A 25,759-nucleotide genomic window follows, 5' to 3' on the forward strand; every position below is an offset into this window, starting at 1 on the left:
GAGTTAGAACGATGAACTGGAAGACCACAGCGACCGCCATGGGGTTGGCGCTGCTCGCTTCGACGGGCCTCGCCCACGCCGATGGCGTGCTCAACATCTACAATTGGGGCAACTACACCAGCCCCGACGTGATCAAGAAGTTCGAGGACAAATACAACATCAAGGTGACCATCACCGACTACGATTCCAATGACACCGCGCTCGCCAAGGTCCGGCAGGGCGGCACCGGCTTCGACATCGCCGTGCCCTCGCAGACCTACGTGCCGATCTGGATCAAGGAAGGTCTCGTGCTCGAGACCGATCCGGGCAAGATGGAGAATTTCAAGAACGTCGCTCCGGAATGGGCCAATCCTGAGTTCGATCCGGGCCGCAAATATTCCGTGCCATGGGCCTGGGGCACGATCGGCGTCGTCGTCAACACCGATGCCTACAAGGGGCCGGCCAACACGTGGGGTATCGTCTTCAACACGCCCGACGAGCTGAAGGGCAAGGTCAACGTCGTTCCCGAGATGGGTGACGTGATCTTCGCGGCGATCAAATATGTCGGCGGCGAGCAGTGCACGGACGACAAGGCGGTGCTGAAGAAGGTGCGCGACCTCCTGGTGGCGGCCAAGCCGAACTGGATCGCGATGGAATACAACACCATCGAGAAGATGGGCGCCGGCGACTTCAAGGCCACCAGCGACTGGAACGGCTCGGCATTGCGCCAGCGTCTGGCCAACCCGGCCATCCACTACAACTATCCAAAGGAAGGCTTTGGCCTGTGGAGCGACAACGTCGTCGTTCTCAAGGAAGCCAAGAACGTCGAGAACGCCAAGCTGTTCCAGAACTTCATCATGGACCCGGAAAACGCGGCGGGCCTCTCGGCCTTCCACCGCTATGCCAACGCCATCACCGGCTCGGACAAGTACATGCCGGCAGACATGAAGGATGCGCCGGAAGTCGTCATTCCGGCCGACGCCAAGCCGCATGGCGAGTTCCAGAAGATGTGCGCTCCCGAAACGCAGGAACTCTATACCAAGATCTGGACCGAACTGCAGAAGTAATCGCTGCATGAGAGACCCGGCGGTACCCGCCGGGTCTTTTTCTTTTCCGGGAATAGCCTTTCATGGACTCCTATCGCAACAGCGATCCGCGGCCGCCGATCATGCAGGGCTCGCCGCCCGCCATGGTGCCGCCGAAGCTCGACTGGGACCGGCCGCCATGGAACCGCTGGGCGTTCCAGCACATCCGCGAAATCCTGCCGACCGCCGAAGTCTGGCGCGGCAATGGCCATCGCCATCGTCTCGAACGCGCCGAGGTCGATCTCGACGGGCTGGCGGTCGAGGACAGCGAGGGCAAGCCGACAACGCTCGCCGGGCTGCTCGACGAGACCTATACGGACGGCTTCCTGGTGCTCAAGCACGGCAAGGTCGCCTATGAGCGCTATTTCAACGGCATGGACGAGCGCACGCTGCATCTGTCGCAGTCGATGGCCAAGTCCGTCACCGGCGCGGTGTTCGGCATACTGGCCGGACGCGGCCTGATCGACCCGGCGAGGCCCGTGACCGACTATTTGCCGGAACTCGCCGCCACCGGCTGGGCCGGGGCCAGCGTCCAGCATGTGCTCGACATGACGACGGGCGTGCGTTTTTCCGAGGAATACACCGACCGCTATTCCGATATCGGCCAGGTCGATGTCGCCACCGGCTGGAAGCCGGTGCCGCCAGGCAGCGATCCGGATTTCCGATGGCCCTCGCACATGTTCGAGCTTATCCTGGGCCTGAGGGACACGGTCCGCCCGCATGGCGCCGCATTTGAATACCGCTCCATCGAGACCGACGTGCTCGCCTTCATCATGGAGCGCGTGACCGGCAAGCGGCTGGCGCAGCTGGTTTCGGAAGAACTCTGGCAAAAGCTCGGTGCCGATGAAAGCGCCTGCTTCACCGTCGACAGCGCCGGCTATGCGCTCGCCGATGGCGGCTTCAACGCGACGCTGCGCGACTATGCCCGCTTCGGCCAGATGATCCTCGAAAATGGCGGCGGCATCGTGCCGGCCGGCTGGATCGAGACGACACGCAATGGCAAGCACGGGCCGGATTTCTCCGCCAGCCTGCCGGAAGGCAGCTATCGCAACCAGTTCTGGATCGAGGATCCCGGCTCGCGCGCACTGATGTGCCGGGGCGTGTTCGGGCAAATGATCCATATGGACTGGAACACAGGAATGGTCGTGGTGAAGCTTTCGACCTGGCCGGATTTCAGCAATCTCGCCTATTCCACGGCGACGCTGAAGGCCGTGCACGCCATCGCCGCCGCGCTGCTCTGAACCCCCACAAGAAACGACCTGGAAGGAAACGCCATGACCGGCAAGACCGCGTTCGAGACCCGCTACGGCTTTCCCCGCAACGAGGTGCTGCTTTCCAACTGGCGCGTAAACCCGTTCAATCGATGGTCGTTCCAGAATCTGGGCGAACTGGTGCCGACAGCGCGCGTGGCCGCGGCGTCCGGCGGTGCCGAGGCACCCGCGCGCGATTTCGGTGTGTTGCTCGGTGAAAAGGTTTCGGTTGCCAGCGCTCCGGAGACGGTGGCGGACTTTCTCGTGCGCTCCAGCACCGATGCGCTGACGGTGATGAAGGGCGGAAAGGTGATCGGCGACTGGTTCGCGCCGCATATGGATTTCGGCGCCCGCCATATCATCTTCTCGATCAGCAAGTCGGTGACCGCCATTATCGCCGGCATATTGGAAGGCGAGGGCGTGTTCGATCCGGAAGCGCCGGTGACGACCTACATCCCCGAAGCCACCGGCTCGGCCTATGGCGATGCGAGTTGCCGGCATGTGCTCGACATGAGCGTCAGCCTCGATTTCGAGGAAGCCTATCTCGATCCGGAAAGCGCTTTCGCCCGCTACCGGCGCGCCACGTTGTGGAATCCGGGCGGCGGCACGGAAAGCCTGCGCGAATTCATCCTGACCCTGCAGCGGCTGGCCGAGCCGCATGGCCAGACCTTCCGTTATCGCTCGCCCAATTCAGACCTGCTCGGCCTGTTGCTGGAACGGGCTTCCGGCCAGCGCTTCCCCGACTTGATGCGCGAGAAGCTGTGGCTGCCGCTTGGCGCCGTCAGCGAAGCCTCGATCGGCGTCGACATGGAAGGCACGGCGCGCACCGCCGGCGGTATTTCGGTGACGCCGCGCGACCTGGCGCGCGTCGGCGAAATGATGCGGCAAGGGGGCACCGCCAATGGTCGCCGCATCGTGTCCGAGACCTGGGTGCGCGACACGACAAGCACCGGCGGCAGTACGGAAGCCTGGCAGCGCGGCGCGATGCTGCCGCTGTTCCCCAAGGGCCGTTACCGCAACAAATGGTACCAGACCGGACATGAGAATGGTGCCTATTGCGGCATCGGCATCCATGGCCAGTGGCTTTATATCGATCCCAGGACCGAAGTGGTGATCTCCAAGATGTCGTCGCAACCGGAGCCGGTCGATGACTCGCTTGATCTCGAGATCGTCGCCTTCTTCGAAGCGCTGAGCCGGATGATTTGAGTTGGGATGGTGAGCCGGTTTATCAAACGGCAGCGCCGCCCCTCACCGCCCTGCCGGGCACTTCTCCCCGTATAGTGACGGGGAGAAGGGGCTGGCGGCAATGTCGGCTCGCTTCCTTGCGGCGTTGGTGATTGGCGTAGCCAATGACAGAGCGCCCTCTCCCCGTCACCATACGGGGAGAGGGCGCCGGCAGGCAGGTGAGGAGCAGCGCCGGCTTTCGACAGCAGACATGCTTTCCTGTGGACCGGCCGCGACGGTTGAAAGCGTCGCGGTTGGCGAGGTCGGCATCTGCGCCTATGGTCGCCGCTCTTTTCGACGAGAGTGGGAATGACATGGCATCCGACATCAAGCGCATCGCAGCCATCATCGCGGCCGAGATCGCTGCCCGGCCCGAACAGGCGGCCGCGGCGATCGAACTGCTGGACGAGGGCGCGACGGTGCCGTTCGTGGCACGGTACCGCAAGGAAGTGACCGGCGGGCTTGACGATACGCAATTGCGCGACCTTGCCGAGCGGCTCGCCTATCTGCGTGAGCTCGACGCCCGCCGCGACACCATCCTGGGCTCGATCCGCGAACAGGGCAAGCTGACGCAGGAGCTTGAGACCAAGATCGCCGCCGCCGCTACCAAGGCGGAGCTGGAGGACATCTATCTGCCCTACAAGCCCAAGCGCCGCACCAAGGCCGAGATCGCCAGGGAGCGCGGGCTGGGGCCGCTGGCGGAGGCCATTCTTGCCGACCGTTCCCTGGTGCCCGCCGAACTGGCGGTGGCCTATGTCACCGAGGAGGTGGCCGATACCAAGGCAGCCCTTGAGGGCGCCCGCGACATCCTTTCTGAACAATTCGCCGAGAATGCCGATCTGGTCGGCAAGCTGCGCAGCTACATGAAGGAACGCGCTTTCATGCGGGCGCGGGTTGTCGACGGCAAGCAGGAGGCCGGCGCGAAATTCTCGGACTATTTCGATCATGTCGAGCGCTGGGCAAATGTGCCGAGCCACCGGGCGCTGGCCATGTTGCGCGGCCGCAACGAAGAGGTGCTGTCGCTCGACATCGAGGTCGACGCCGACGACACCTCGCCGGTGAAGCCGGTCGAGCGGATGATCGCCAACGCCTATGCCATCGGCGCCAGCCTGCCGGGCGACCGCTGGCTGATGGATGTGGCCGGCTGGACCTGGCGGATAAAACTGTCGCTGCACCTGACGCTGGACCTGATGCGCGATCTGCGCGAACGGGCCGAGGAAGAGGCGATCCATGTCTTCGCCCGCAATCTGAAGGATCTGCTGCTGGCCGCGCCAGCGGGTTCGCGGCCGACGATGGGGCTCGATCCCGGCATCCGCACCGGCGTCAAGGTGGCCGTGGTCGACGGTACCGGCAAGCTGGTGGCGACCACGACGGTCTATCCGTTCCCGCCGAAGAACGACGTTCGCGGCACGCAGGCGGAACTCGCCAAACTCATCCGCCTGCACAAGGTCGAGCTGATTTCGATCGGCAACGGCACCGGGAGCCGCGAGACGGAAAAGCTGGTCGCCGACATGCTGTCCGACATGCCTTCCGACGGCGGACCCAAGCCGCTCAAGGTCATCGTCAGCGAGGCGGGCGCCTCGGTCTACTCGGCGTCGGCAGCGGCGGCGGCGGAATTCCCCGGTCTGGACGTGTCGCTGCGCGGCGCGGTGTCGATCGCGCGGCGCTTGCAGGATCCGCTCGCCGAACTGGTCAAGATCGAACCCAAGTCGATCGGCGTCGGCCAGTATCAGCATGACGTCGACCAGTATCGGCTCGGCCGCTCGCTGGAGGCGGTGGTCGAGGACGCGGTCAACGCCGTCGGCGTCGATCTCAACACCGCTTCGGCGCCGTTGCTGGCGCGCGTTTCGGGCCTTGGCGCGTCGCTTGCCGACGCTATCGTCGCGCATCGCGACGCGACCGGTCCCTTCGCCAGCCGCAAGGACCTGCTCAAGGTGCCACGGCTTGGGCCGCGCGCGTTCGAGCAATCCGCCGGCTTTCTGCGCATTGCCAATGGCAGCGAGCCGCTCGATGCCTCGTCGGTCCACCCGGAAGCCTATGGGGTGGCGAAGAAGATCGTCGCCGCCTGCGGCCGTGATGTGCGTTCGCTGATGGGCGACAGCGCCGCGCTCAAGGCGCTCGACCCGCGCGTCTTCGTCGACGAGCGTTTCGGCCTGCCGACGGTCCGCGACATTCTTGCCGAGCTGGAAAAGCCTGGACGCGACCCGCGCCCCGGCTTCAAGACGGCGACCTTTGCCGACGGCATTGATGACATCAAGGATCTGAAGCCAGGCATGCTGCTGGAAGGCACCGTCACCAATGTCGCGGCCTTCGGCGCCTTTGTCGATATCGGGGTGCACCAGGACGGCCTGGTGCACGTCTCGCAACTGGCCGACCGTTTCATCAAGGATGCGCATGAGGTGGTCAAGGCGGGCGACGTGGTGAAGGTGCGCGTCGTCGATGTCGATATCAAGCGCAAGCGCATCGCGCTTTCCATGCGCAAGGACGGCGGTGAGGCGTCAAAAGGTGGGCCCCGCGACAATGGCGGCGGCAGGCCGGCGCCACGTGGCCCGACACCGCAACGCCAGCCGGAGCGGCCGGCCCAGCAGGGCGCGTTTGGTGCCGCGTTGGCGGATGCGCTGAAGCGGAAGTAGCTACCACGCCAGGACGGACGGCTCCTTCTCAACCTGGCTCAGCAGCCAGTCGCGAAAACTGGCGACCGGGGGATGGCCGCGTTTGTCGTGCGGGACGACGAGATAATAGGCGCTGCGGCTTTGCATGGGCTGGCCGGGCGCCGGCACAAGCTGGCCGCGCTGCAATTCGCCTGCGATGAGCAGCAGCGGCAGGAGCGCGACGCCAAGCCCTTCCATGCAGGCCTGGGCGGCGGTGCCGAACTGCTCGAACTGCATGCCGGGCCCGGTCGGCGCGCTCAGGCCCTGATGCTCGAACCATTCGGTCCAGGCACCGGGGCGCGTTGCCATATGCAGCAAGGGCAGGCGGCCGATATCAGCCGGCGTGGCGATGGCGCGGCCGGCGAGAAATTCGGGCGACACCACCGGCGCCACGGTTTCGCGCACCAGGAGGGTCGAGTCGGCGTCCGGCCAATCGGGCAGGCCATAGTGGATGGCGGCGTCCAACCGCTCCCTGGCGAAGTCGAAACGGCCGACGCGGGTGACGAAGTTGATGGTGATGTCGGGGTTGTTCTCGACGAAATCGGGGATCATCGGCATCAGCCAGCGGGTGCCGAAGGTCGGCAATATGGCAAGGTTCAAGATGCCACTATGCCGATTGCTCATCAATCCAAGGGCGGCATCGCGCAACTGGCCAAGCGCTGAACGTACCGCTTCGGCATAGATTTCACCCGCCGTGGACAGCCGGACATTGCGGCTGTCGCGCTCGAACAACCGGCGACCAAACTGGTCCTCCAACAGCTTGATCTGGCGGCTTACCGCGCCTTGGGTCAGATCCAGCTCCTGGGCAGCGGCGGTAAAAGATCCAAGCCGAGCCACCGCTTCGAAGGCGGCGAGGGCGCTGATGTTGGGCAGGAGACGGCGCTGGACACTCATCATCCATTCCTAACGCTCATTGATCGGTGAAGCAATTTCGTTTGATTTTTTCAGGCCCCGGGTCGATAAGCCGGGCCAAGATTTTGCTGCACGCATGCCGTTGTTGCCAAGGATCCAGAGATCCTTCGCCGGCATTCATCGAGTCCGGGAGAGAGCCATGGCCGCCGATAAGAATGCCTTCGTCTGGGAAGATCCGTTCCTGATCGAGGACCAGCTTTCAGAAGATGAGCGCATGGTGCGCGATGGTGCCGCGGCCTTCGCCGCCGACAAGCTCGCGCCGCGCATCGAGGACGCGTATCTCAACGAGACCTTCGACACCGCGATCTTTCGCGAGATGGGCGATGCCGGCCTGCTCGGCATCAACATCCCGGAAGAGTTCGGCGGGCTCGGCGCCAACTATGTGACCTACGGGCTGGTCGCGCGGGAAGTCGAACGCGTCGATTCCGGCTATCGCTCGATGATGTCGGTGCAGTCGTCGCTGGTGATGTATCCGATCTACGCCTATGGCTCGGACGAACAGCGCAAGAGGTACCTGCCCAAGCTCGCCAGCGGCGAGTGGATCGGCTGCTTTGGCCTGACCGAGCCTGATGCCGGCTCCGATCCGGGCGGCATGAAGACGCGCGCCGAGAAGACCGCCAAAGGCTACAAGCTCTCCGGCTCCAAGATGTGGATTTCCAACGCGCCGGTCGCCGACGTGTTCGTCGTCTGGGCGAAGCTGAAGGGTGAGAACGGCAAGGACGAGATCCGCGGCTTCGTGCTGGAGAAGGGCATGAAGGGGCTTTCGGCGCCGAAGATCGGCGGCAAGCTGTCGCTGCGGGCGTCGATCACCGGCGAGGTGGTGATGGAAGGCGTCGAGGTCGGCGAGGACGCGCTGCTGCCCAACGCCAAGGGCCTGGGCGGCCCGTTCGGTTGCCTCAACCGGGCTCGCTACGGCATCTCCTGGGGCTCGATGGGTGCGGCGGAAGATTGCTGGCATCGCGCCCGCCAGTATGGCCTTGACCGCAAGCAGTTCGGCAAGCCGCTGGCCGGCACGCAGCTTTACCAGAAGAAGCTCGCCGACATGCAGACCGAGATCGCGCTCGGGCTGCAGGCATCCTTGCGCGTCGGACGGCTGCTCGACGAAGGCAAGATGGCGCCGGAGATGATCTCGATCGTCAAGCGCAACAATTGCGGCAAGGCGCTCGACATCGCCCGCCAGGCCCGCGACATGCATGGCGGCAACGGCATCCAGATCGGCTACCACGTCATGCGCCACGCGCAGAACCTGGAGACCGTCAACACCTATGAGGGCACGCACGACGTGCACGCGCTGATCCTGGGGCGGGCCCAGACGGGGATACAGGCGTTCTTTTGAGCGACTTTACGCCGGCAACCGGTTCTTTAATTTAGGTGCAGCGCAACATCCGCTTGGAGAATGGCGGCCAGATGTGTCAGGGTTCGGCTGAATAAACGCCGATCTCCGGGGTCCCATGGCAATTCTGGCAGCCGTCTACCACCTGACCCACTACAAATATGACCGGCCCGTGGTTCTCGGGCCCCAGATCATCAGGCTGCAGCCGGCACCGCATTCCCGCACCAAGGTCTTGAGCCACTCGCTCAAGGTCGAGCCGGCGAACCACTTTGTCAATTTGCAGCAGGATCCCTACGGCAACTTCCTCGCCCGCTTCGTTTTTCCCGAGCCGGTGAGCGAGCTCAAGATCGAGGTCGACCTCGTCGCCGACATGACGGTCTACAATCCGTTCGATTTCTTCGTCGAACCATCGGCCGAGACATTCCCGTTCGAATACCCGGAAGAGATCAGGGACGACCTCGCTATCTACCGGACGCCGGAACCGGCGGGGCCGCTGCTTTCGGCTTTCCTGACAACCATCGACACCGGCGCGAAAAACACCGTCAATTTCCTCGTCGACCTCAACGCCCGGCTGCAGCGCGAGATCGCCTATATCGTGCGCATGGAGACCGGCGTGTTCTCGCCGGAGGAAACATTGGCCGCCGGCAAGGGATCGTGCCGGGATTCAAGCTGGTTGCTGGTGCAGATCCTGCGCAATCTCGGCATCGCCGCGCGCTTCGTGTCGGGCTATCTGATCCAGCTCAAACCCGACCTCATCGCGCTCGATGGGCCGGCCGGCACATCGGTCGACTTCACGGATCTGCACGCCTGGTGCGAGGTCTATCTTCCCGGCGCCGGCTGGATCGGCTTCGACCCGACTTCCGGCCTGCTCACCGGCGAGAGCCATGTGCCGCTTGCCGCCACCCCGCATTTCCGCAATGCGGCCCCCATTTCCGGCATGGCGAGCTTTGCCAATGTCGAATTCGGCTTCGACATGCGGGTCGACCGCATCGCCGAGCATCCGCGGATCACCAAGCCGTTCTCGGATGAAAGCTGGCGGGCGCTCGACGCGCTCGGCAACAAGGTCGACGCAGCACTTGGCGAAGGCGATGTGCGGCTGACCATGGGCGGCGAGCCGACCTTCGTGTCGATCGATGATTTCGAGTCGGCCGAATGGAACACCGCCGCCGTCGGGCCGACCAAGCGCGAAAAGGCCGATGCGCTGATCCGTCGGCTGCGCGAACGTTTCGCGCCGGGCGGCTTCCTCCATTACGGCCAGGGCAAATGGTATCCCGGCGAAAGCCTGCCGCGCTGGACCTTTTCGCTCTACTGGCGTGCCGATGGCGAGCCCGTATGGAGCGACCCGTCGCTGATCGCACGCGAAAAGAGTTCGGCCGATATCGGCCCCAAACAGGCCGAAAGCCTGCTCACCGCGATCGCCGGTGAACTCGGCATCGACACGTCGATGGTCAGCGAAGCTTATGAAGACCCGGCCGAGTGGCTGCTCAAGGAAGGCAAACTGCCGGAGAATGTCGATCCGTCCAATTCCAAGCTGGAAGATCCCGAAGAGCGCAGCCGTATGGCGAAAGTGTTCGAGCGCGGGCTGACCAAACCGTCCGGCTACGTGCTGCCGGTGCAGCGCTGGAACAGCCAGGCGTCGGGGCCGCGCTGGCGCTCGGAAAAATGGAAGACGCGACGCGGGCGGCTGTTCCTGGTGCCTGGCGATTCGCCGGTCGGTTATCGCTTGCCGCTCGGCACGCTGCCTTATGTGCCACCGGCGCAATTCCCCTACATCGTGCCGGTCGATCCGTCGCTGCCGCGTGGAGCGCTGCCCGCGCGTGAAGCCATCTTGCCCTCCGCCGCGCCGGCCGAACTTGAAGGCGCCGACGAGATGGCGCGCCGGCAACAGGCGGCGTCGTTCACCGCCGCCACCGGCCAGCAGGACCGGGTCGAACAGGAGATCACCGAGATAGGCGGCGCGGTGCGCACCGCGCTCTCGGTCGAGCCGCGCGACGGAAGGCTCTGCGTGTTCATGCCGCCGGTTGAAGCACTTGAGGACTATCTCGAACTCGTCGCGGCCGCCGAGAACGCTGCGCGAGCCATCGGTCTTCCCGTCCATATCGAGGGCTATGGCCCGCCGCATGATCCGCGCCTCAACGTCATCCGCGTCGCGCCCGATCCAGGCGTCATCGAGGTCAACATTCATCCGGCTGCCAATTGGCAGGATTGCGTGGCGACGACGACGGCAATCTATGAGGAAGCGCGGCTGACGCGGCTTGGCGCCGACAAATTCATGATCGACGGCCGCCACACCGGCACTGGCGGCGGCAATCATGTCGTCGTCGGCGGCGCGACACCAAACGACAGCCCGTTCCTGCGCCGGCCCGATCTGTTGAAGAGCCTGGTGCTGCAATGGCAGCGGCATCCGTCGCTGTCCTACCTGTTTTCGGGCCTGTTCATCGGCCCGACCAGCCAGGCGCCGCGCTTCGACGAGGCGCGCCACGATTCGCTCTACGAACTCGAAATCGCCATGGCGCAGGTGCCGCATCCCGACCAGGGCGCGGCACCCCTGCCGTGGCTGGTCGACCGGCTGTTCCGCAACCTGTTGACGGACGTGACCGGCAACACGCATCGCTCGGAAATCTGCATCGACAAGCTGTTTTCGCCGGATGGGCCGACCGGACGGCTCGGCCTGGTCGAATTCCGCGGCTTCGAAATGCCGCCCAACGCGCGCATGAGCCTTGCGCAGCAGCTTCTGGTCCGTGCCATCATCGCCCGTGCGTGGAAGAACCCGCTCGACGGCCGTTTCGTGCGCTGGGGCACGTCGCTGCACGACCGCTTCATGCTGCCGCATCATGTCTGGGCTGATTTTCTCGACGTGCTCGACGACCTCAAGCTCAACGGTTTCGAATTCCGGCCTGAATGGTTCGACGCACAGCTCGAATTCCGCTTTCCCTTCTGCGGCGAGGTGCGGCATGCCGGAATCAAGCTGGAACTGCGGCAGGCGCTGGAGCCGTGGCATGTCATGGGCGAGCAGGGCGCGATCGGCGGCACCGTGCGCTTTGTCGATTCCTCGGTCGAACGGCTTCAGGTCAGGACCGAAGGGCTCAATCCGGAACGCCACGCAATCGTCTGCAACGGCCGCATCGTGCCGATGAAGGTGACGGACAATCGCGAGGTGGCGGTGGCGGGCGTGCGCTTCAAGGCTTGGCAGCCGGCTTCGGGCCTGCATCCGGCGCTGCCGGTCAACACGCCGCTGGTGTTCGACATCTACGACCGCTGGTCGGGCAGGGCGGTCGGCGGCTGCGTCTACCATGTCGCCCATCCCGGCGGCCGCAACTACGACACTTTCCCGGTCAACGGCAACGAGGCGGAAGCGCGGCGGCTCGCCCGCTTCGAACCGCGCGGCCACACGCCATCAGGCTATGTGCTGCGCGAGGAACAACCGGCGGAAGATTTCCCGATGACCCTTGACCTTCGGCGTCCACCCAGACTGTGATCGGACATGGCAAAGGGGAATCACAAGAGGGTACGCGGCAAGCCGCAGATCCACAGCCTGCTGGGGCACTACCAGCCGATCGACGGTGTCGTCGACGAAATGGTCGATGCGTCAGGCAATCCCCGTCCGGTGTGGAAGCAGTTCATCGAGGCGCTCGACGAGATAGGGTCTGAAAAGCTCGGCCAGCGTTTCGCCCGCGCCGACCAGTATCTGCGCGATGCCGGCGTCTATTACCGCGTCTACGACAAGGCCGGCGCCAATGAGCGCGAATGGCCGCTGGCGCATGTGCCGTTGCTCATCGAAGACGCCGAATGGGCCGCAATCAGCGCCGGGCTGATCCAGAGGGCCGAGCTGTTCGAGGAAACCATTGCCGATATCCATGGGCGCAACCGGCTGGTCGAAAAAGGCATCCTGCCGGCGGGACTGATCGCGGCCAGCCCCGAATATCTGCGGCCCGTGATCGGTACCACGCCGGCCGGTGGGCATTTCCTGCATTTCTGTGCTTTCGAGCTCGGCCGTGGGCCCGATGGCCGCTGGTGGGTGCTGGGCGACCGCACGCAAGCGCCATCGGGCGCCGGCTTCGCGCTGGAGAACCGCGTCGCCACCACGCGCGCGCTGTCCGACATCTACGGCGAAATGCACGTGCACCGGCTCGCCGGCTTCTTCCGCCGCTTCCGCGATGCGCTGATCGGCATGGCCAGGGAAACCGACGGCCGCGTCGCCATCCTGACGCCGGGGCCGCTCAACGAAACCTACTACGAACACGCCTATATCGCCCGCTACCTCGGCATCATGCTGCTCGAGGGCGAGGATCTCACCGTTTCCGGCGGCAGGCTGATGGTGCGCACCGTTTCCGGCCTGATGCCGATCAGCGTGCTCTGGCGGCGTCTCGACGCCGCCTTCGCCGATCCGCTCGAATTGCGATCGGATTCGCAGATCGGCACGCCGGGGCTGGTCGAAGCGATCCGCCAGGGTGCTGTTGCGACCGTCAACGCGCTGGGCTCGGGCCTGATGGAAACGCGGGCGCTGCTTGCTTTCCTACCCAAGATCGCGCGCGAATTGCGCGGCGAGGAGCTGCTGCTGCCGAGCGTAGCGACCTGGTGGTGCGGGCAGGCGACGGAACGCGCCCATGTGCTAGCCAATATCGACCGCATGGTGGTCGGTCCGGCGCTCTCGACGAGACTTGCCTTCGAGGATGATGGCCAGACCACGCTGGGCTCGACGCTGTCGGCCGGAGAGCGGGCCGAGCTGGTGGCGCGCATCGAACGCGATGGCGTTGCCTTCGTCGGCCAGGAAGCGGTGACGCTGTCAACGACACCGGTCTTTGTCGGGGGCTGGCTGGAGCCGCGGCCGGCGAGCCTGCGCGTTTATCTGGCCCGCACGCCCGAGGGCTGGACGGTGATGCCGGGCGGGTTCGCCCGGGTCGGCCTGTCGCTCGACCCGACCGCGATCGCCATGCAGCGCGGCGGCCAGGCGGCGGACGTCTGGGTGGTCAGCGACAGGCCGGTCGAGCGTGAAACGCTGCTGCCGCAAGAGAGCGACAGCTTCAGCCGCACCAGGCCGGGCAGCTTGCCCAGCCGCGCGGCGGAGAACCTGACCTGGCTCGGGCGCTATATCGAGCGCTCGGAAGACACGGTGCGCATCCTGCGCGCCTACCATGTGCGGCTGGCCGAGACGTCCGACCCGGACATGCCGCTGCTGGCCGATATCAGGGACTATCTCGAACCGTTCGGCATCGACGTCGCGACGGCGATCCCGTTGGGGCTGATCGGGACGCTCGACAGCGCCGTCTACAGCGCCGGACAGATCCGCGACCGCTTCTCGCCCGATGGCTGGCTGGCGCTGAAGGACCTGTCCAAGACCATCCATCAGTTCGCCAAGACGGTGGCGCCGGGCGACGATGCGACACGGGCAATGACGGTGATCCTGCGCAAGCTCGCCGGCTTCTCCGGCCTGCTGCACGAGAACATGTACCGCTTCGCCGGCTGGCGGTTCCTCGAGATCGGCCGGCGGCTGGAGCGCGGCATCCAGATCGCCCGTACGCTGTCCCGGCTGACCGCCGCCAAGGCGCCGGATGGAGCGCTCGACATGATGCTGGAGATCGGCGACAGCGTCATGACCCACCGCCGGCAGTACCCGGTGCAGGCCGGCCGGCGCACGGTGATCGATCTTCTGGCGCTCGACCCACTCAATCCGCGATCCATCCTGTTCCAGCTCGAAAGGCTGAAGGCGGAGATCGGCCTGCTACCGTCGCTTGGCGGCGAGGGGCATATGTCGCCCGCGGCAAAGGAGATCCTGCAGCTCAACACCCAGATCGCCATCAAGGAGCCTTCGGACATGACGGCAAAGGCGCTCGACGAACTCGCCTATGAAATAGGCGGTCTCTACAACAGCCTCGCCAAGGCCTATTTCGGCTAGCGTATGCTCTACGACATCAGGCTCCATCTCCATTACGACTATGCAGCCGCGGCCGGCGGCGGCCGCCATCAGATCCGCGTGCTGCCGTCGACGATATCAGGCGTGCAGCGCGTCATCGCCGCATCCCTGTCCTTCACGCCGGCGCCGAATGAACGGTCGGATTTTTTGGACTTCTTCGGCAACAACGTCACCTCCATCGCCTTTCGCGACGCGCATGATGCGCTCGACATCCGTATGAGCGCGCGCGTTTCGGTGTCGCGGCCCGAACCCGGGCTCGACGTGTCGCCCAATATCGCCCGGCTGAGGCAGGAGCTGGCCGCCGTGCGGTCGCTGGCCCCTGATGCGCCGCACCATTTTCTGGTGGGAAGCGCTCACTCGGGCATCGACGCGGCGATAACCGCCTATGCGGGGGACAGCATTGCCGGCTCGGCCGCCGGTACGGCGATGAGCCTCTGCAATCGCATCCATCGTGACTTCACCTATGACGGCGAAGCGACCACGGTGCGGACCCGGGCCAGCGATGCCTTCAAGCTGAAGCGCGGCGTCTGTCAGGATTTTTCGCACATCATGATCGCCGGCCTGCGCGGGCTCGGCATTCCGGCCGGCTATGTCAGCGGCTTCCTGCGCACCATTCCACCGAAGGGGAAGCCCCGGCTGGAAGGCGCCGATGCCATGCATGCCTGGGTCAAGGTCTGGTGCGGGCGTGACGCCGGCTGGCAGGAGTTCGATCCGACCAACGGCATGCGGGCGAGCAACGACCACATCACCGTCGGCTACGGCCGCGACTATTCGGATGTCGCGCCGATCGTCGGCGTTCTCAAGACCACGGGCGGTCAGGTGGGCGAACAGGCTGTCGACGTCATTCCTGTCGCGCTCGAAAAGGCGTGAATGCGAGCGAAACGCCGAGGCGTCCCGTTGTTGCAATTCTGGATTGTCGAAGGCGACTTCTCAAACATTGAACGGGCCGCTAGTCTGTATTTGTTCCGAGGGACAACCATCGTACTGCCAAGGCGCGCGAGCGCGGGGTTTTGTCATTGAAAGCGGTCAGCGTCGTCATTCCTGCCCACAATGCAGCGGCCACAATCGCCACAACACTGGCGTCACTCGCCGGCGAAGCCGAGGTCATCGGCGAGGTCCTGCTGGTCGACGATGCATCGACGGACGGCACGACGGCGACGGCGCTGCGGGCCGCGGCGCAACTGTCCTTGCCGCTGCGTGTGCTGCCGTCCAATTGCCTCGACGCCGGCGGCGCCCGCAACGTGGCGCTGGCTGAGGCACTCCATCCTTGGGTTTACCTGATCGACGCCGACGATCTGCATCTTGATGGCGGATTGCGCGCACTGCTGCGGCAGGCCGAGAGCCAGCCGAAAGCCGACATGATCGTTGGCGCCTATCGGCGGCGGGTGAGCGGTGAGGATCGGCAGATCAAGGTGCCGAACGGCTACCAGGCCGCCTGCCTGGCGAACGCTTCCGCCTATGTGAAAGGCGACATACGGTCGGTCGCGGTGGGCAGCGTGCTGGCATCCCGGCGCCTCATCGGCGAGACGCGGTTTCCTGTGGGGCTTGCCTATGACGAGGACACCCTGTTCTGGGCACGGCTGATGAGCAAAGCCTCGTTGGCCATGATGCCGCAGCCGGTGATGGTCTATGAGGTTTCGCCCACCCGTTCGGACGATCGTTTTGCGATAAACCCGGCGCGGCGCTTCCTGGAGTGGCGCCGCGAACTGCGCACGCTCACGGATTGCAGCATCCCGGTCTCGGCGCTCAAGGCCAGGGAGGGACTGGTCGCCCTCAAGATCGCCCGCGTCCACTACGCCCGTGGCGACCTGGACACCGCCGCGCGTTTCCTGGCGGTGGCGGCGGTTGCGCCGAAGCGACGGTCGGAGGCATGGCGCTGCCTGCGCTACAAGCTCAAGCTCGCCGTGCGCCGCCGGCTGTCAGCTCAACAGATAGAACTACAAGGCGTTCTTTAGAGCAAGTCGGCCCCCGTTCGACGTCGCATTACCGACTTTTCGCACGGCTGTGGAACCAGCAGTCAGCCAATGGCTTATCTACCGACATCCGCGGGGAGCCGTCATGCTGCAGAAATCCGGATCATCCTACAGCCGATCGGCCGGCGGTGTAGCGAAGAATGGGGCGCAGCTTTCGGCAAGGGATGCCGCGCTGACCTATGTCAGCGATGCCGAGCCCGGTATCCGCCGGCTGAAGGCAGGCAAGCGGTTTTCCTACAAGGGGCCGGACGGGAAAGCAGTCTCGGATGCCACCAGGACCCGGATCGAGGCGATCGTCATTCCGCCGGCTTGGACGGATGTCTGGATCTCGCCCGACGCGCATGGGCATATCCAGGCGACGGGAAGGGACCAGCGGGGGCGCAAGCAGTATCGCTATCATCCACAATGGGCCGAGGAACGCGATGGTGCCAAATATTCAAGCCTCGTCGCCTTCGCCGAAAGCCTTCCGGATCTCCGGCGCACCATAGACCGCGATTTCCGCCGCCGCGGCCTGCCGTTTGAGCGTGTCGTCGCTGCGGTCGTCTGGCTGCTCGACAACACGATGATCCGCGTCGGCAATGCCGCCTATGCGCGTGACAACAAGAGCTTCGGCCTGACGACATTGCGCGACCGTCATGTCGACATCAAGGGATCGAGCCTGCGCTTTGCCTTCAAGGGCAAATCCGGCAAGGAATGGAGACTGAAGCTTGTCGACCGCCGCATCGCCAGGATCGTACGGGGTGCGCAGGATCTGCCGGGCCAGAAGCTGTTCCAGTATCTCGACGAGGACGGCAACCGGCGCCCGGTCCGCTCCGACGACGTCAACCGCTATATCCGCCAGGCGGTCGGCGATGCCTTCAGCTCGAAGCATTTCCGCACATGGGGCGGCACCATCCATGCCGCGTCGCTGTTTGCGCAGACGGAGCTGCCTGAGAGCCAGGCACAGAAAAAGCGAGCGATGAACAGTGTCATCGACAAGGTCGCCGAGCGGCTGGGCAACACCCGCGCGGTCTGCCGCAAATGCTATATCCACCCGCTGGTCTTCGAGGCCTGGCTGGAGGGGCGTCTGCTTGCCGAAATGGCGGACGCCAACAAGCGCAAGCGGTCCATCGAGGGTCTCGATGAGGAGGAGGCGCTCGTGCTGAGATGGTTGAAACGCACGAACGGTGACTGAAGGCAATCGTCAGCCGCCATCTCGGGATTTTTTTATCGACGTCGTGTCGGGATCGGCCCTACTGTTCCGTCCTTTGATACAGAAAGGACCAGCCATGCTCTACGCCATCCTCTGCTATGCCTCCGAAGACGTCGTCAGCTCGTGGAGCAAGGCGCAGGACGATGAAGTCATGGCCAACCTCCTCGGCGTCCAGGAGAAATACGCCAAGGCCGGCCGGCTTGGTCCCGTGGCGCGGCTTCTGCCGACGACGGCGGCGACCACGCTGCGGAAGGTCAAGGGCGAATCGATCGTCATCGACGGCCCGTTCGCCGAGACCAAGGAGCAGTTCCTCGGTTTCTATACGCTGGAATGCGCCGATCTCGACGAGGCCGTCGAGTTCGCCCGTGAGCTTTCCGAGGTCAATCCGAGCGGCGGATCCTATGAGATACGGCCGGTCTCGGTGTTCAATCCCACCGGGGTTGCCGTATGACCGAACTTGCCTGGATCAGCTCCGCGATCAGCGCCGCCCGCCCGCAGGCGATGGGCGCGCTGCTGCGCTATTTCCGCGATCTCGATACGGCGGAGGAAGCTTTCCAGGATGCCTGTCTCAGGGCGTTGAAGAACTGGCCGCAGAACGGACCGCCGCGCGATCCGGCGGCCTGGCTGATCTTTGTCGGCCGCAACAGCGGCATCGACGCGGTGCGCAAGCGCGCCAAGCAGGCGCCGATGCCGGAAGAAGACCAAATCTCCGACCTGGACGATGCCGAGAGCGATATCGCCGAGCGGCTGGACGGAGCGCATTACCGCGACGACATATTGCGGCTGCTCTTCATCTGCTGCCATCCGGACCTGCCGGCGACCCAGCAGATCGCGGTCGCGCTGCGCATCGTTTCCGGCCTGACCGTCAAGCAGATCGCGCGCGCCTTCCTGGTCGGCGAGAGCGCCATGGAGCAGCGCATCACCCGCGCCAAGGCGCGCATAGCCGACGCCGGTGTGCCGTTCGAGACGCCGGGCGCCGTCGAGCGATCCGAGCGGCTCGCGGCGGTGGCGGCCATGGTCTACCTGATCTTCAACGAGGGCTATTCCACCAACAGCGGCGAGGCGCCGGCCCGCGCGCCACTCTGCGAGGAGGCGATCCGGCTGGCCCGGCTGTTGCTGCGGCTGTTCCAGACCGAGCCGGAAATCATGGGGCTGGCGGCGCTGCTCCTGCTCCAGCATGCGCGCGCACCGGCCCGTTTCGACGAAGACGGCGAGATCGTGCTGCTCGAGGACCAGGATCGCAGCCTGTGGAGCCGCAAGATGATCGATGAAGGGCTGGCCCTTGTCGACAAGGCCTTGCGCCACCGCAAGCCCGGTCCTTACCAGGTGCAGGCGGCGATCGCCGCCCTGCATGCGCGGGCTGACAAGGCCGAGGACACCGACTGGGTGGAGATAGACCTGCTCTATGGCCTGCTCGAACAGATGCAGCCGTCGCCGGTCATCACGCTCAACCGCGCGGTGGCGGTCTCCAAGGTGCGCGGCCCGGAAGCCGCCCTTGCCATGATCGAGCCGCTGGAGCCGAGGCTTTCCGGCTATTTCCATTTCTTCGGCCTCAAGGGTGGGCTCCTAATGCAGCTCGATCGGGGCGAGGAAGCACGCGTCGCCTTCGACCGGGCCATCGCGCTTGCCAACACGGCGGCGGAAGCAGCCCACATCCGGATGCATATCGACCGCTTGATGAAAGACGGGGCCGTGCGCACGCCGGCAAAAAAGGCCAACTGAGCAGCATTCGCCCGCCTGGCTCAATCGTCTCTGGCTCAATCTTGTAATTTGGGCTTGGACCATGCCGGGGTGGCGATTTTCCCCTGAAACGAGTAAGGCCACGCCATGACTTTGCCTGAAGTGCCTTTCCGGCACACGGGCGGCATGGCGCGAGGCTTCGACCCGACGCCATATGGTGACGACGGGATCTGAAAGGGACAAAAATGACCATAGCCAAGGAAACGGCCGAGCTTCTGGCAAAACTGGGTGTTGCCAGGGAGGCGCTTGTCGGCGGCGACCTCATCGTGAAGAGCCCGGTGACGGGTGAAGAGGTCGCGGCGCTGAAGACGATCTCGCCGGCCGATGCGGCCAGGTCGATCGATGCCGCGCACAAGGCGTTCCAGTCCTGGCGGCTGGTGCCGGGTCCCAAGCGCGGCGAACTGGTGCGGCTGCTCGGCGAGGAATTGCGTATCCACAAGGCCGAGCTTGGCCGGCTGGTGTCGATCGAGGTCGGCAAGATCCCGTCCGAGGGGCTCGGCGAAGTGCAGGAGATGATCGACATCTGCGATTTCGCTGTCGGTCTGTCGCGCCAATTGTACGGCCTCACGATCGCCACTGAGCGCCCCGGCCATCGCATGATGGAAACCTGGCACCCGCTCGGCGTCGTCGGCGTCATTTCCGCCTTCAACTTCCCGGTCGCGGTGTGGTCGTGGAACGCAGCGCTGGCACTGGTCTGCGGTGACGCGGTGGTGTGGAAGCCGTCGGAGAAGACGCCGCTGACCGCACTTGCCTGCGAGGCGATCTTTGCGCGCGCCGTCAAGCGTTTCGGCGCCGACGCGCCGCAGGGCCTGCTGCAGGTGCTGATCGGCGACCGTGCCGTCGGCGAAGTCCTGGTGGATCATCCCAAGGTGCCGCTGGTGTCGGCTACCGGCTCGACGCGCATGGGCAGGGAGGTCGGGCCGCGGCTGGCCAAGCGCTTTGCGCGCGCGGTGCTGGAACTCGGCGGCAACAATGCCGGCATCGTGGCGCCCAGCGCCGACCTCGACATGGCGCTGCGGGCGATTGCCTTCGGCGCCATGGGCACGGCCGGGCAGCGCTGCACGACGCTGCGGCGCCTGTTCGTGCATGAAAGCGTCTATGACGCGCTGCTGCCGCGGCTGAAGAAGGCCTATCAGAGCGTTTCGGTCGGCAATCCGCTGGAGACGTCCTCGCTGGTCGGGCCGCTGATCGACAAGGCTGCCTACGAGGCCATGCAGAAGGCGCTCACTGAAGCCACCGCCCATGGCGGCAAGGTGACCGGCGGCACGCGGGTGGAAAACGGTCATCCCGATGCCTATTACGTGCATCCCGCCCTTGTCGAAATGCCGAAGCAGGTCTCGCCGGTGACCGAAGAGACCTTCGCGCCGATCCTCTATGTGATGAAATATTCGGATTTCGACGCCGTGCTCGACGAGCACAATGCGGTGGGTGCGGGCCTGTCGTCGTCGATCTTCACGCGCGACCTGCAGGAATCGGAGCGCTTCCTCGGCGTTGACGGTTCGGACTGCGGTATCGCCAACGTCAACATCGGCACGTCGGGGGCCGAGATCGGCGGTGCCTTCGGCGGCGAAAAGGAAACCGGCGGCGGCCGCGAGAGCGGCTCCGATGCGTGGAAGGCCTATATGCGGCGCGCCACCAACACGGTGAACTATTCCAAGGCGCTGCCGCTGGCCCAGGGCGTCTCATTCGACATCGACTGAGACCGCCGGGGGTAGTCCAAGGCTGGTGTCGATCAGGCTCGGCGAGCATCAATCGACACAGGTGGAGGGCGTACATGCCGCACTGACGCTGGACAGTTTCCGACGCTTGTCCAGCGTTGGCTTTTCGTGCCGTCTCTTCATGCAGGGTCCTCCCGGTATGTCTTGTCGTGCAAGCGTGTCTCGCTTGCAGGAGGCGCTTCGGCGATCAATTCACGCAGGTCGACGGCGTGCAGAGCGCCGTGACGCTGGACAGTCGTTCGCGCCTGTCCAGGGTCGGCTTTTCTAGAGCAATTCCAGGAAAAGTGTGAAACGGTTTTCCGTCCGGAGTTGCGTTAAAACAATGAGTTAGAGCAGTTTGCCGTTTCCGTGAAACGGTGAATTACTCTAGCGTCTTTTCATGTAGTTCCTCTCCAATCATGGCGCCGCGCATAACGGCTATTGGAGTGCCAGTAGGCATGACGGATTCGTGCATCCCCCGTGCGGGAGACGCCACACGCGTCAGCGGCCTGCCGTCGCGCCAAAGGTTTCGGTGAAGGCGGCATCCATAATCGCCAGCTTCACCGCCTGGGCGGCCATGTATTCCCCATAGAAATCGCGCGACACCCACATGACCGACTGGCCCCGTTGGCCGAGCCAGCCGACACTGCCGAGGTCTTCGGCGGCGCGAAGCTTGCGTGCAAGGTGAGTGCGCGACAGTTTCAGCCATTTGGCGAAATCGCCGATCGAGACGACGCCGGTGGGGATCCGATCGAGGCCGGCATGCTCGGGATCGACGCCCGATATCAGCCAGTCCATGACGACGCCGCCATTGTTGAGCCAGGTGAACAGGGAAAAGGTCTGCTTGGGCTCGCGCACCGGATTGGACGAGAGCAAGCCATCGGCAATCCGTGGCTGCAGCATGGCGAGCGCGTCCGGCCTGGCCAGGAACAGGGCCAGGCGGTTCGCACCGTCGAGACCGTCCAGCGTTTGCAGATGCGCCATCAGCCAGAGGGTAACCGGCTCCAGCGAGGCGGTGGCCGGCCGCAGGGGGCGGATGCGGCCATCCTGTGCCGTGGGCACATACTCGATGAAACCGTAGTGCAGCATTTCCTTGACGAAGGCGTCGGCGGTGTTGCGGCTGGCCACCGAATTCTGCCGGATCGCGTCGAGGAAACGCGCCGTCGTCAGTTCCTTGCGATAGTCGTCTGGCTCCCGCCTGAAATGCAAGGCAAGACCGATATGGGCCATGAGCCAGCGTTGCTGCGTGGCAAACACCGACGCGAGCCGCGGATTCATCTCATAGGTCTGGTTCATCGCCTCTGCCTGGACGCGGATACAGCGATGCAGTGCCGGATGATCGGCAATTTCTTCCAACGTCAGCGCCATTCCCCCCGCTGCGATAAGCCCCCTTGTCGCGAAGACGCAGGAACACATTTTCAGTCTTCGCGGCTCGTGTCCAGACGCCGGCCGTCAACAGTGGGTGAATGCGTTAGCGGGTACAAATCACGGCAGCGTTTCATCGCTTCGCGCAAACGCCGCTTCTCAGCCACCGCCTGGCGATGGCGGAAAACAAGTCTCGAAGGCGGTATCGACAACGGCCAGCTTGGCGGCCTGGACAGTCATGTATTCCTCATAGAACCCGTGCGACACCCACATCACCGAATGGCCGCGCTGACCAAGCCAGCCGATGCTGCCTAATTCCTCGGCGGTGCGCAGTTTGCGGCCGAGATGGGTGCGCGACAGCTTGAGCCATCTGGCGAAATCGCCGATCGAAACCACGCTGGTCGGGATTCGCTCCAGACTGGCGTGATCGGGATCGATACCGGACATCAGCCAGTCCATGACGATGCCGCCATTGTTGAGCCAGATAAACAGGGAAAAGGTCTGGTTGGGTTCACGCACCGGCTTCGAGGCCAGCAGGCCGTCGGCGATCAGGGGCTGCAGCGTGGCAAGCATGTCGGGCCGGTCCAGGAATCTGGTCAACCGGTCGCCGCCATCGATATGGTCAAGCGTGCGCAGATGGGCAATCACCCAGCCGGTGAACCTCTCGATGGTGGCCGCCGTCGGCTGCAGGGGATGCGTGCGGCCGTCCCCGCCCGCCACATACTCCGCGATGTTGTAGTGCAGCATCTCCTTGATGAAGGCGTCCGCCGTGTTGCGGCTGGCCACCGCGTTCTTGTGCACGACCTCGATGAAACGCGAGACCGTCAGTTCCTTGCGGCGGTCGTTCGGATCGCGCCTGAAGTGCATGGCTAGGCCGACATGGCCCATGAGCCAGCGCTGCTGCGTGGCGAAGATGGAAGCCAGCCGCGGGGTTTCCTCATAGATTCGGATCAGGGACTGAGACTGTTCCTGAACGTAGCGGTGCAAGGCCGGATGGGCCGCTATGTCTTCCAATTTCAGCGCGGATCTCCTGAAGCTTTGAAACAACTCTGATGGCGAGACTGCGTTCCTCATTTTCCAGCCTTCGGTATTTGTGTCCAGACGTACCAATTGCGAAGAACAGGGCCAGCCGAGATACGGATCCACGGCGACAGGTTCACGGTTCAGTCTGCTAACTGATTGCGATGGCTTGGAAAAATCCTCCCAATCACAGTCAGCCGAAGGAGCGCGCGTTGGATTGATCTTCCAACACGGCAAACCCGAACTACGATATCACCTATGCCGGTGCGTGCCTCATCGCAAGCCACCAGTACAGTGGCCTACAACGCCTATGCACGTGATGCCTGCAGCCGGTGACGGCCTTCTTCACCGGCCAGCTTGGCCTTCGGCCAACGCATGGCCGAAACCGCTTCCATCCGCGCAATCGGCTCGGTCCGGCAGGCTCCTGCCTTGCTCGTTCGCGAGGCTCGATGGAAAACGGCGCCCCGGAAATCTGTCCGAGACGCCGTGCGATCATGGTCAGCCCGTGTCAGCCGTTCGGGTAATAGCCGCCATCGGCGCCGTCGCCGATGTAGGTGCCGCCGCCTGAATCGGTTTGCAGTTGCTGATCCAGCCTCTCGATCTGGCCGAGCAAGCTCTGGTATGCACCGCCACCCGTGGCCGAGCGATGGATGCTGTCGGCCCGCATCATCAGGTCGTGCTCCTGCTCAGGGGTGATCGCCTTTGCATCCATTGCCTCGACAATCCCCTGCTTGACGCCCTGCAACTGGTCCAGGACCGCCCGTGCCTCGACGGACATGCCGCCAGGCTCGACCCGGTGGCGATGCACCGCGTAGGCACTCGATAGTGGCACCGCCGCCAGGAGCGATGCGATTGCTATGATCCTTGGTGTGAAACCGCGCATGGTTGCGCCTCCCTTCAACGGGAAAGCGGTAGGTTATCGCTTTCCGATCGCGGGCAATCTGCTCCGTCGCGTCGTGATGATCCTGTCATCGCCGGCGGATCGTGGCCCGCAAAGTCGATATAGGGATGTTCCGTGGCCCGGCATGGCAGAGGAACGGAAAGTTGACAGCTTGTGATCGACGGCGGGCTCACTCCCCAGCTTGCACGGTTGGTTGCCGGGGATACCGTGCCCGTGAACGCAATTGCCCGCACCAGCGACTGAAGCGGTCGACATAGATGTAGATGACCGGCGTCGTGTAAAGGGTGAGGATCAGGCCGCCGAAGATTGCGATGCCAAGCGGCTGGCGCAGTTCCGCGCCCTCGCCAAGGCCGATCGCCAATGGCACGGTGCCGAACAATGCCGCCATGGTCGTCGTCATGATCGGGCGGAAGCGCGGCAGGCACGCCTGGTAGATGGGCGTCGTGCGCCGGCTTGGCTTCGTTGCGCTCGGCAGCGAGCGCGAAGTCGATCATCATGATCGCGTTCTTCTTGACGATGCCGATCAGGAGGATGATGCCGATCAGCGCCATGATCGAGAACTCGATGTTGAACAGGGTCAGCGCCAACAAAACGCCGACACCGGCTCTCCGCGGCCATCCGCCTCGGTCGCGCCATCGCCCCCTGGTGGGCGCCTTCTACATGCGCATCAACAGGCCGCCATCGACGGCAAGCTCGATGCCGGTGATGTAGCTTGCCGCGTCGGAGAGGAGGAACAGCGCGGCGTTGGCCATGTCCTGCGGCGTGCCGATGCGGCCGAGCGGTGCGTAGCTCGCCACGGCCGAGCGCTTTTCCTCGGTGTCCCAGCGCGCCTGCAAAGGCGTCAACGCCATGCCGGGGCAGATGGCGTTGGAGCGGATGCGCTCACCGGCGAGCTGCATGGCGAGTGATTTGGAGAGCGCGCACACACCTGCCTTCGAGGCCTGGTAGGCGTCCTGTGGATTGGCGTCGCCGCGATACCACTGGATGGTCGAGAAATGCACCATGGCGCCGCCGCGCCCGCCCGAGCGCATATGCGGAACGACCGAGCGTGCGGTGTGGACGAAGGATTTCAAGTTGATGTTGAAGACCTCGTCCCAGACGTCGAGGTCCATTTCGAGCGCCGACTTGTCACGGCCGAACCACAGCACGCCTGCGACATTGGCGAGATAGTCGATGCCGCCGCGTTCGCGGCCCGCCGTGTTGACGACCTGTTCGACGAAGGCGGCGTCGGTCAGATCGCCCTGCGCGAAGGTGAGCCTGTCGTCATAGGCGGCCAGCGACGCCGGACGGGCCTTGACGTCGATGGCGGTGACGGAGGCGCCGGCATCGAGCAGGGCCAGCGTGATCGCCTCGCCCATGCCGCCGCCCGCGCCGGCGACCACCGCATGCCTGCCGGTGAAATCGTAAGCGATCATCTCAACTCCCCTCATTTGCTGCCGCCAATGCGCGATGTCGGGACAATAGGGGCGGATAAAAATTCCATCAAGCGGTATTAGAAAAAATTTGCCAAAATGGAAAATCGC

The 25,759-nt window shown here is 64.4% G+C and carries 18 protein-coding genes and 1 pseudogene; 13 read left to right on the forward strand and 6 right to left on the reverse strand.

Annotated features, from left to right (window positions below):
- The first annotated feature begins 11 nt into the window (after positions 1-11).
- From EB230_RS10810 to EB230_RS10825, 4 genes are all read left to right on the forward strand, one after another.
- Positions 12-1,046 (forward strand): extracellular solute-binding protein, encoded by a 1,035-nt coding sequence (locus EB230_RS10810; protein ID WP_056578200.1) that lies wholly within the window; start codon positions 12-14, stop codon positions 1,044-1,046.
- Positions 1,047-1,108: 62 nt separating this feature from the next.
- Positions 1,109-2,305 carry a serine hydrolase gene (locus EB230_RS10815; protein ID WP_056578198.1) on the forward strand — a complete coding sequence of 399 codons (1,197 nt, stop codon included), beginning with the start codon at positions 1,109-1,111 and terminating at the stop codon, positions 2,303-2,305.
- Positions 2,306-2,338: 33 nt separating this feature from the next.
- Complete coding sequence (locus tag EB230_RS10820) at positions 2,339-3,520, forward strand: serine hydrolase (RefSeq protein ID WP_056578196.1); 1,182 nt, start codon at positions 2,339-2,341, stop codon at positions 3,518-3,520.
- Positions 3,521-3,852: 332 nt separating this feature from the next.
- The gene (locus EB230_RS10825) at positions 3,853-6,171 is read left to right on the forward strand and encodes a Tex family protein (RefSeq protein WP_056578387.1); all 2,319 of its coding nucleotides are present in this window, start codon (positions 3,853-3,855) and stop codon (positions 6,169-6,171) included.
- Here the strand turns inward: EB230_RS10825 and EB230_RS10830 are convergent, their stop codons facing one another.
- Positions 6,172-7,083, reverse strand: a complete 912-nt coding sequence (locus EB230_RS10830; protein ID WP_056578385.1) for a LysR family transcriptional regulator — start codon at positions 7,081-7,083, stop codon at positions 6,172-6,174.
- 157 nt (positions 7,084-7,240) lie between these two features.
- Between EB230_RS10830 and EB230_RS10835 the strand changes: the two genes are divergently transcribed.
- From EB230_RS10835 to EB230_RS10875, 9 genes are all read left to right on the forward strand, one after another.
- Complete coding sequence (locus EB230_RS10835) at positions 7,241-8,437, forward strand: acyl-CoA dehydrogenase (RefSeq protein ID WP_056578194.1); 1,197 nt, start codon at positions 7,241-7,243, stop codon at positions 8,435-8,437.
- Positions 8,438-8,552: 115 nt separating this feature from the next.
- Positions 8,553-11,912 carry a transglutaminase family protein gene (locus tag EB230_RS10840; RefSeq protein WP_056578192.1) on the forward strand — a complete coding sequence of 1,120 codons (3,360 nt, stop codon included), beginning with the start codon at positions 8,553-8,555 and terminating at the stop codon, positions 11,910-11,912.
- A 6-nt stretch (positions 11,913-11,918) separates the two neighbouring features.
- Positions 11,919-14,330: a circularly permuted type 2 ATP-grasp protein gene (locus EB230_RS10845; RefSeq protein ID WP_056578190.1), complete on the forward strand. Its 2,412-nt coding sequence runs from the start codon at positions 11,919-11,921 to the stop codon at positions 14,328-14,330.
- Positions 14,331-14,333: 3 nt separating this feature from the next.
- A complete protein-coding gene (locus EB230_RS10850) occupies positions 14,334-15,218 on the forward strand; it encodes a transglutaminase family protein (protein WP_065005774.1) in 885 nt (294 codons plus the stop codon).
- A 146-nt stretch (positions 15,219-15,364) separates the two neighbouring features.
- Positions 15,365-16,303: a glycosyltransferase family A protein gene (locus tag EB230_RS10855; RefSeq protein ID WP_056578186.1), complete on the forward strand. Its 939-nt coding sequence runs from the start codon at positions 15,365-15,367 to the stop codon at positions 16,301-16,303.
- Positions 16,304-16,406: 103 nt separating this feature from the next.
- The gene (locus tag EB230_RS10860; RefSeq protein ID WP_056578184.1) at positions 16,407-17,495 is read left to right on the forward strand and encodes a DNA topoisomerase IB; all 1,089 of its coding nucleotides are present in this window, start codon (positions 16,407-16,409) and stop codon (positions 17,493-17,495) included.
- 94 nt (positions 17,496-17,589) lie between these two features.
- The gene (locus EB230_RS10865) at positions 17,590-17,964 is read left to right on the forward strand and encodes a YciI family protein (protein WP_056578181.1); all 375 of its coding nucleotides are present in this window, start codon (positions 17,590-17,592) and stop codon (positions 17,962-17,964) included.
- Complete coding sequence (locus tag EB230_RS10870) at positions 17,961-19,235, forward strand: RNA polymerase sigma factor (RefSeq protein WP_056578179.1); 1,275 nt, start codon at positions 17,961-17,963, stop codon at positions 19,233-19,235. Before EB230_RS10865 ends, EB230_RS10870 begins: the two co-directional genes overlap by 4 nt.
- 203 nt (positions 19,236-19,438) lie before the next feature.
- Positions 19,439-20,953, forward strand: coding sequence for an aldehyde dehydrogenase family protein (locus EB230_RS10875; protein ID WP_056578177.1), 1,515 nt, complete (start codon positions 19,439-19,441; stop codon positions 20,951-20,953).
- Positions 20,954-21,451: 498 nt separating this feature from the next.
- Here the strand turns inward: EB230_RS10875 and EB230_RS10880 are convergent, their stop codons facing one another.
- The 5 genes and pseudogenes from EB230_RS10880 to EB230_RS10900 all read right to left on the reverse strand — a co-directional run bounded on the left by EB230_RS10880 (position 21,452) and on the right by EB230_RS10900 (position 25,651).
- Positions 21,452-22,318 (reverse strand): hypothetical protein, encoded by an 867-nt coding sequence (locus EB230_RS10880; protein WP_172372260.1) that lies wholly within the window; start codon positions 22,316-22,318, stop codon positions 21,452-21,454.
- Between the two features lie 156 nt (positions 22,319-22,474).
- Positions 22,475-23,389 (reverse strand): hypothetical protein, encoded by a 915-nt coding sequence (locus EB230_RS10885; RefSeq protein ID WP_056578173.1) that lies wholly within the window; start codon positions 23,387-23,389, stop codon positions 22,475-22,477.
- Positions 23,390-23,843: 454 nt separating this feature from the next.
- Complete coding sequence (locus EB230_RS10890; RefSeq protein WP_056578171.1) at positions 23,844-24,218, reverse strand: hypothetical protein; 375 nt, start codon at positions 24,216-24,218, stop codon at positions 23,844-23,846.
- Between the two features lie 187 nt (positions 24,219-24,405).
- Positions 24,406-24,841 (reverse strand): annotated as a pseudogene (locus EB230_RS10895) (efflux RND transporter permease subunit); the annotation flags it as partial.
- 51 nt (positions 24,842-24,892) lie between these two features.
- Positions 24,893-25,651, reverse strand: a complete 759-nt coding sequence (locus EB230_RS10900; protein WP_056578165.1) for an SDR family oxidoreductase — start codon at positions 25,649-25,651, stop codon at positions 24,893-24,895.
- Positions 25,652-25,759: the final 108 nt, after the last annotated feature.

The sequence above is a fragment of the Mesorhizobium sp. NZP2234 genome (assembly GCF_013170765.1).
Taxonomy (GTDB): Bacteria; Pseudomonadota; Alphaproteobacteria; order Rhizobiales; family Rhizobiaceae; genus Mesorhizobium; species Mesorhizobium loti_D.

Bases quoted from the DNA above. Each gene is read 5' to 3' on its own strand.
- EB230_RS10810 (WP_056578200.1), top strand. From the start codon at position 12: ATGAACTGGAAGACCACAGCGACCGCCATGGGGTTGGCGCTGCTCGCT.
- EB230_RS10815 (WP_056578198.1), top strand. From the start codon at position 1,109: ATGGACTCCTATCGCAACAGCGATCCGCGGCCGCCGATCATGCAGGGC.
- EB230_RS10820 (WP_056578196.1), top strand. From the start codon at position 2,339: ATGACCGGCAAGACCGCGTTCGAGACCCGCTACGGCTTTCCCCGCAAC.
- EB230_RS10825 (WP_056578387.1), top strand. From the start codon at position 3,853: ATGGCATCCGACATCAAGCGCATCGCAGCCATCATCGCGGCCGAGATC.
- EB230_RS10830 (WP_056578385.1), bottom strand. From the start codon at position 7,083: ATGAGTGTCCAGCGCCGTCTCCTGCCCAACATCAGCGCCCTCGCCGCC.
- EB230_RS10835 (WP_056578194.1), top strand. From the start codon at position 7,241: ATGGCCGCCGATAAGAATGCCTTCGTCTGGGAAGATCCGTTCCTGATC.
- EB230_RS10840 (WP_056578192.1), top strand. From the start codon at position 8,553: ATGGCAATTCTGGCAGCCGTCTACCACCTGACCCACTACAAATATGAC.
- EB230_RS10845 (WP_056578190.1), top strand. From the start codon at position 11,919: ATGGCAAAGGGGAATCACAAGAGGGTACGCGGCAAGCCGCAGATCCAC.
- EB230_RS10850 (WP_065005774.1), top strand. From the start codon at position 14,334: ATGCTCTACGACATCAGGCTCCATCTCCATTACGACTATGCAGCCGCG.
- EB230_RS10860 (WP_056578184.1), top strand. From the start codon at position 16,407: ATGCTGCAGAAATCCGGATCATCCTACAGCCGATCGGCCGGCGGTGTA.
- EB230_RS10865 (WP_056578181.1), top strand. From the start codon at position 17,590: ATGCTCTACGCCATCCTCTGCTATGCCTCCGAAGACGTCGTCAGCTCG.
- EB230_RS10870 (WP_056578179.1), top strand. From the start codon at position 17,961: ATGACCGAACTTGCCTGGATCAGCTCCGCGATCAGCGCCGCCCGCCCG.
- EB230_RS10875 (WP_056578177.1), top strand. From the start codon at position 19,439: ATGACCATAGCCAAGGAAACGGCCGAGCTTCTGGCAAAACTGGGTGTT.
- EB230_RS10880 (WP_172372260.1), bottom strand. From the start codon at position 22,318: ATGGCGCTGACGTTGGAAGAAATTGCCGATCATCCGGCACTGCATCGC.
- EB230_RS10885 (WP_056578173.1), bottom strand. From the start codon at position 23,389: ATGAGGAACGCAGTCTCGCCATCAGAGTTGTTTCAAAGCTTCAGGAGA.
- EB230_RS10890 (WP_056578171.1), bottom strand. From the start codon at position 24,218: ATGCGCGGTTTCACACCAAGGATCATAGCAATCGCATCGCTCCTGGCG.
- EB230_RS10900 (WP_056578165.1), bottom strand. From the start codon at position 25,651: ATGATCGCTTACGATTTCACCGGCAGGCATGCGGTGGTCGCCGGCGCG.